At 69.6% G+C, this 5,573-nt stretch carries 5 protein-coding genes and 1 pseudogene; 1 reads left to right on the top strand and 5 read right to left on the bottom strand.

Going from position 1 to position 5,573, the window contains the following annotated elements; translation table 11 throughout:
- The 3 genes and pseudogenes from CITRIK5_RS12045 to CITRIK5_RS12035 all read right to left on the bottom strand — a co-directional run.
- Positions 1-773, bottom strand: a pseudogene (locus CITRIK5_RS12045) (hypothetical protein); the annotation flags it as partial.
- Positions 770-1,567, bottom strand: a complete 798-nt coding sequence (locus CITRIK5_RS12040; RefSeq protein WP_159833869.1) for a hypothetical protein — start codon at positions 1,565-1,567, stop codon at positions 770-772. The pseudogene CITRIK5_RS12045 and the gene CITRIK5_RS12040, both read right to left, overlap by 4 nt.
- The gene (locus tag CITRIK5_RS12035; RefSeq protein WP_159833867.1) at positions 1,564-2,343 is read right to left on the bottom strand and encodes an SAF domain-containing protein; all 780 of its coding nucleotides are present in this window, start codon (positions 2,341-2,343) and stop codon (positions 1,564-1,566) included. The genes CITRIK5_RS12040 and CITRIK5_RS12035 overlap by 4 nt, the downstream gene beginning before the upstream one ends.
- A gap of 212 nt (positions 2,344-2,555) precedes the next feature.
- On the opposite strand from CITRIK5_RS12035, the gene CITRIK5_RS12030 reads away from it, so the two are divergent.
- Positions 2,556-2,954, top strand: coding sequence for a hypothetical protein (locus CITRIK5_RS12030; protein ID WP_049161950.1), 399 nt, complete (start codon positions 2,556-2,558; stop codon positions 2,952-2,954).
- Between the two features lie 77 nt (positions 2,955-3,031).
- Here CITRIK5_RS12030 and CITRIK5_RS12025 read toward each other — a convergent pair whose 3' ends face one another.
- Together CITRIK5_RS12025 and CITRIK5_RS12020 are read right to left on the bottom strand one after the other, a co-directional pair.
- Complete coding sequence (locus CITRIK5_RS12025; protein WP_140764587.1) at positions 3,032-3,775, bottom strand: hypothetical protein; 744 nt, start codon at positions 3,773-3,775, stop codon at positions 3,032-3,034.
- A gap of 3 nt (positions 3,776-3,778) precedes the next feature.
- Positions 3,779-5,503: a peptidoglycan DD-metalloendopeptidase family protein gene (locus CITRIK5_RS12020; RefSeq protein WP_159833865.1), complete on the bottom strand. Its 1,725-nt coding sequence runs from the start codon at positions 5,501-5,503 to the stop codon at positions 3,779-3,781.
- Between the last annotated feature and the right edge of the window lie 70 nt (positions 5,504-5,573).

Below are 5,573 nucleotides of genomic sequence, written 5' to 3'. Positions count from 1 at the left end.
TCCATGTCCAGGTCGGGGTGGGCGGGAGTGAAGGGGCGGGCTTCCTCTCCGGCACGGGAGGCGAGGAACTGCAGGTCGGCCATCAGCTGCTCGTCGGAGTCGGCCACCGGCGGGCGCTGCTCCCAGCGGCCGCCAGCGCGCTCCACCCACACGTCGTCGCATCCGTTGATGTGGATGTTCTCCACGTCGGGCTCGTCCACCAGGGCCTGGAATCGGCCGAGGCGGAACATCTGGTCGAACACGGCCTTATGTGCGTTGGCCTGCTGCTCCGGGCTCCATCGGCCGTCGCGGCCCAGGGTGGCCATCTGCTCGCGCATGTACTCCTCGAGCACCTCGGAGATCGCGGTGCGACCCACGGCCTCGCGCTCCTCCTCGGAGATGCCCGGGCGCTGGCTCAGCTCGTTGGCCTGGCGGTCGGTGGCGCGCGAGCGCAGCGACTCGATGATCTTCCACCAGCTGGCCTGGTCGGTGTGGGCCCGGGCGGTCTCGGCGGGAGTGCGACGGGCCGCGCGCAGCACCGGGTCCACAGGCTCGACGGGTACTTCTGGCATCTCCGGTACCGCAGGTACTTCCAGTACCTGTGGTACTGCGGGGGTGGTGTCCTCGGTGGGCGCGGTGCTGGCGGTCTTGGCGCCGAGCGGGCGGGTGAGGTGGGAGCTGGCGCTGCGCGGAATGCGGGTGTCCGCGGTGCGGGGCTTGCGCGTAACCGGCTGCAGGAACGGGGCGTCCTCGAGGTCGATCTGCGTCGGCGTCTCATCACTGTGCTTGCTCATGCGACCGGTCCTTCCATCAGCGCGCGGCGGTTGTTGATGCTCTGCACCAGCGTGGCCGTGGCGGCGCGGGCCGCGGCCTCCAGGGGGCGGCGGGTGCGGGTGGTGACCCGGGCCCCGCCGGAGAGGGCTGCCGCGGCCTGGGCGGCGTGGGGGATACGCCCGGCCACGGGCACCCCCAGGTACTTGGAGATCTGGGAGGAGGAGATCTTCTGGGCGAGGTCCTCGACCACGATCACCGAGATCGTCTCGGAGGCACCGCGGGAGGCGCGGTCGGCCTCGATCTCCGGCAGGTATGCGCCCAGGGCCGCCACAGAGGCCAGGTCCGAGCGGACCACCAGCGCCAGGTGGTCGGTGTCCAGGATCAGGTCGTGCCGGCCGTGCCGTTCCTCGATGCGTCCCAGATCTACGATCGCGTCCATGGGGTGGGCATCCAGGCCGCGCAGCACGCGCAGCAGATCGGTCCAGAACGAGCGCATCTGGCGAGCGGCGGCGGGCTCGGAGAGCGCCGGCAGCAGCCACCGTCCCAGCGCCTCGTCGGACTGCTGCGGCAGGGGCACGGAGAAGTCCCAGATGTCCTGCTCGGTGACCGCCTCGATCCCGGCGGTCTGAGCCACGCCCATCAGTCCGGCGTCGGCCGGCAGTGCACCCTGGAGCAGGCCAGCGACCACGGCCGAGGGCTTGGACACGTCGGCCTCGACCAGCATGACCGGGCGGGCCCAGGCCAGGGTCAGGGCCAGGGCGATGGTCGTGACCCCGGGGCTGGTGCCAGCGGAGGCGACGGCGAGCGTGCTCACTGGTCCCCCTCCTCCTTCGCGTCCTCGGAGGCGCTGGGCGAGGCCGACGCCGGCGCGGAGGCGGACTCGGCCGGGACCGACTCAGCCTGCTGCTGCGGGGCCGGGGCGGCGGAGGCGCCCAGGATGACCGAGGCGGCATCCTTGGCTCCCCAGGCGGCCACAGCGGCCGCGTCAGCCTCGGAGACGTTCAGGTCCACGATGCGCGCCCCCGAGGCGTCATCGTGTCCGGTGCCCTCCACCACGGCGGGGATCGGGGCCTGGGACAGCGCGGCGCCGGCGGCCTCCGCGTTGGGGGTGTAGACCACCTGCACCTGATCGCCGGCCTTGAGCTCACGGCCGGGAAGCCGACCCGAGGACAGCGCCAGACCCACCACGGTGCGTCCGGTCTCCACGCCGAGAGAGTCGGCAGTGTTCTGCCCGGTCACCGTGGTGCCCGGTGCCAGGTCGGCGGTGGCGACCTTGCCGATCACCTGCCGGCTGTTCTGCGCCGGGATCAGGTTGGCCGGCTCACCCACGACCTCGACGGTGGAGAGCATGCTCTGCTCGATCACCGTGCCGCGGTCCACCGGCTTGTTCACCGTCAGGTATGCGGTGGCAGCGGAGGACTGCTGGAACATCCACATCAGCAGGCCGCCGATCACAGCCAGGGCCACGGACAGCGCCAGCGCGCCGGTGCGCCGTTTCGGAGCGGCCACGGGCATGCGTCCGGGCCCGGCGGCGGTCTGCTCGGCCGGCGCCGCTTCGGGGGCCTGCTTCCCTCGCGTGATCAGTGCCACAGGTCGTCTCCTTGATCGGTCTTCTACCCAGGTAGGCCGAATCGACCCCCCCGACGTTTCACGGGCAGGGCCCACGATCACCACCGTTTCCCCACCCCCGTCATCGTATCTAGCAAGCATCCCGCTACCTGCGCTGCAAGCAGCGTGCGTTAGTGTGAACGCGCCGGGCTGCGGCAGGCGCGTGCGGCACCCGGGACCACGAGGAGAGCACGATGAGCCACCCCGAACAGGTTGATTCCATCCCCGCTGCGAAGCGAGCCGGGAAGTGGAACGTGAGTGTGTACGTGCCTGCGGCAGTCAAGGTCTGTCTCCAGGCGGAGAAAGAGCGCACCGGGTTGCCGTACACGGCGATCCTGGCTGCGACGTTCGACCGCGTGGACCCAATGGAGCTGCACTCGTGGTTGCACCAAGACCAACCCGCCACGAGCGGACCTCGAACGGGGATGCCTCCGAGTGAGACCTGGGGCCGTCGCGGCGGCGGGGATCAGCTGCAGCTGCGCATGACCACCGAACAGCGCGAGTGGCTCGACGGGCAGGTCGCCTACTTCCATGCGCCCAGCCGCAGTGCCCTGGTCGCCGCCGTTCTACGTCTGGGTCTGCCCAAGGGCTGATCGACACCTCCGCATAACTGCTGAACGGGCCTGCACCACGATGGTGCAGGCCCGTTCCACTTCCCAGCCTCAAGCGGTTAGAGACCCCCAGCGGTGACCATACTGAACCGATCGACCACCTTCGCCGGCGACCGGCGCAAGTCCACCACCACGGTCTCGGTCTGCTCCAGCGGCAGCGATGCCACCCATGGGTCACTCGAGTCCGTCTCAACGGTGTAGTCCACTGCTACCTCCACCCCCCGCGGACCTACGTTCTGTACCTGCACGCTGCCCACGCGCACCTTCGTGGTCGCCTCTGCCTCCACGAAGGCCGCCCACGACTGCGACTCCCAGTGCTGATCGGTGTTGAGGTCTTCGACCACCGCAGCATCCGCAGACGCTGCCAGCTGCTGCGCCCACTGGTCCCGGGAGCTCTTCCACGACCGGGCATAGGCGTCAGAGATGAACGCGCTAGCGGTCTCCTCCGCCTGTTCTCTCTCCTGCGCGGAGAGCCCGGCCGCGGCTTCCTGAACTGCCTGCTGCTCGATTCGGGACTGCTCGGCCCGCGCCGAGCTGGTCGAGGTGGCCGAGCTGACCGATGCTGACCCCGCGGCCGCCGGGCTGCCGTCCGTCCGAGGGGTGCTCTGCGTGGAAGCCGCCGGAGCCGAGCTTGGAGAGCTCATGGCAGGCACGGACGCCGGGGCGGAGGCCGGCGGCACAGTTCTCGTCTCAGGTTCTTGCCCTGTGGAGCCGAACAGCAGCGCCGTGGCCACTGCTGCGGCCAGCACCGCCCCCAGCGCGTAGGGCCACCACGACTTCTGCTTTCCCATGTGCTGTTCCATGGCTCACTGCCCTCCCAGGATGTCGAAGTACACGGGGTCGGATCCGGTCTGCGTGACCGGGTGCTCGCGGGTGCCGGTGGACTCGTTGACAGCAGAGACCATCCGGCCCTGCCCGACGTAGACGCCCACGTGCTCCCAGCGGTTGCGATCGGGGTTCCAGTCCTGGGCGACCAGATCACCCGGTTGTGGGGACTCGGTCCGTGTGCCGACTGTCCAGGGTGCAGTCCGGGGCACCTGAACTCCCTGGTCCTGGTACACCCAGGCCACCAGGCCGGAGGCATCCCAGGACTTGAACTCCGCCGAGCCCCACTTGTACTCGCCGCCGACGCCGCTGCGGGCGGCCGTCACGATGGACTCCCGGGTAGTGCCCTCGGGAACGGTCACCGTGTCGCTGCCCTCCCCCGAGCTTTCCTTCTGGTCACTCGGGGCCTCGGGGTCGGTCTCTTCACCTTCTTTGACCGGCCCGGAGTGGCACTGGACTACGTCGGCGCCGGCGATGTTCTCCAGCAAGAACCTCGCCGGGTTCTCCCACTTGTGGTACTCGTCCGGGAAGGATGAGATCTGCACGGTCTGAGCTGCTACGCCGGGGGACATGCTCTCCCAGCCAGGAAGATCCAGCAGCCCCAGGGCGGGAGTGGCGCCGGGGTTGTCGTGCCCCTCGAAGAAGGTGCGGGTGGAGAGCTCCGGGTTCATCAGGTCCTGGACGGTGCCCCATCCCATGGTGTGCTGCTGCTGGAACAGGCCCACCGAGGCCTTGTTCACACCGAGCCGGTCGTGCGGGTAGTTCAGGGATTCAGGCACGGCAGGAGAGGCCAGATTCAGCAGACTCGACTCCTGGAAGGCCGTCATCAACGCGATGATGATCGCCTGGTCGGACAGCTGCATCTCGCGCCCCACACCGATGATCACCGAGGCGTTGCGCTGTTGCTCGGGCAGCAACGGCAGGGTCTGCCCGCTGGGCAGGGGCACGCGCAAGGTGCCCCCGCCAGGCATGAGAGGGGCGTCTGCAGAGACGGACTTCTCGGAGGCAGGGGGGGAGCTGGCGCCGACCTTCTTGGCCGACTCCACCGGCGTCGGTCCCCCCTGGCCCAGGGTGACTCCCTGCGCGGCCAGGTAGGCGACCGGGTCGATCGGCTTCTCCTCCGGGCCCTGCTTCACCGCCAGATGCAGGTGGACGCCCTTGGCGGCGCCGGTCTCCCCGGCTCCGGCCAGCTGGTCTCCGGCCTCCACTCGCTGGCCCTGCTTGACGACGGTGGTGCCGTCGGCGGCATGGAGGTAGACCCACATGTTGCCGTCATCGCCACGGATGCGGATGGCGTTGCCTCCGTCACTGCCACCGATCTCCGCGCCTTCAACCACACCGCTGGCCGCGGCGTAGAACGGGGTGCCGGTGCTCACCCGGCCGATGTCGGCGCCGTAGTGGAAGGTCAGTTGCTCTTCCGAGGTGAACCCCGGCGGCAGCACGCCGGGGCCGAACGGGTTGGGACGTGGGCCGAAGGGGCTGGTGATCGGGCCCACCATGGGGTTGGCGAACTTCCCGTCGGCGCTGATCATCGGCGCCGCGCACATGGAGCCGGAGTTCATGGCGTCCTGGCGGCGCTTCTGCTCCGCCGCACTGGAGAACAGCGTCATGCCCGCCATCGTCACGAACAACCCCACCAGCAGGGCCGCCACGATCAAGACCGCGAGCGCGGCCAGAAGGATCCGCGTCGTCTTCTTCTTGTGCATGGTTCAGCTCTTTCGCGCCTGGTCCAGCTTGGCGGTGAGTTCCTTGAGCCGGGGGGACGGGGGCAGGGGG

This window comes from Micrococcus sp. 116 (assembly GCF_902506395.1).
GTDB lineage: Bacteria > Actinomycetota > Actinomycetes > Actinomycetales > Micrococcaceae > Micrococcus > Micrococcus luteus.
Note: the sequence above shows the minus strand (reverse complement) of the source record. Positions and strands in the feature narration are given on the sequence as shown.

Bases quoted from the DNA above. Each gene is read 5' to 3' on its own strand.
- CITRIK5_RS12030 (WP_049161950.1), top strand. From the start codon at position 2,556: ATGAGCCACCCCGAACAGGTTGATTCCATCCCCGCTGCGAAGCGAGCC.
- CITRIK5_RS12025 (WP_140764587.1), bottom strand. From the start codon at position 3,775: ATGGAACAGCACATGGGAAAGCAGAAGTCGTGGTGGCCCTACGCGCTG.
- CITRIK5_RS12020 (WP_159833865.1), bottom strand. From the start codon at position 5,503: ATGCACAAGAAGAAGACGACGCGGATCCTTCTGGCCGCGCTCGCGGTC.